The 294-nt window shown below is 54.4% G+C and carries 1 pseudogene; it reads right to left on the bottom strand.

Annotated elements, in window-relative coordinates:
* Positions 1–201 (bottom strand): annotated as a pseudogene (locus CHH91_RS20930) (T7SS effector LXG polymorphic toxin); the annotation flags it as partial.
* Positions 202–294 lie beyond the last annotated feature (93 nt).

The following is a 294-nucleotide window of genomic DNA, read 5'->3' as shown; positions in this document are numbered from 1 at the left end:
TGGCGCTCGACACGCTTGCAGCGCCTGTTCATTGCTTAGGATGGCACTGACAGGGAAATGGTTCAAGTAATACCAGTTAGCTGCTTTCAGGCTACTGTATAGCGGGGCGTAGGCGCCTGTATACAGAAATTCTAGCGGCAACACGTCTTGGTACAGATCCCCTTCACGGCCTTCGACATGGCTTCGGTCTAGTGGGGCCATTTGGAGCGCTTGTGTCACGACATTTTGGTACAGCTCTTCCATATTGGCATCGATCTCCGCCTGCGTTTCTGGGGAGGCGATCACGCCGCCACT

Source organism: Virgibacillus sp. 7505 (assembly GCF_002272135.1).
Lineage (GTDB): Bacteria > Bacillota > Bacilli > Bacillales > Amphibacillaceae > Terribacillus.
This window is presented reverse-complemented; position numbering and strand designations above follow the sequence as displayed.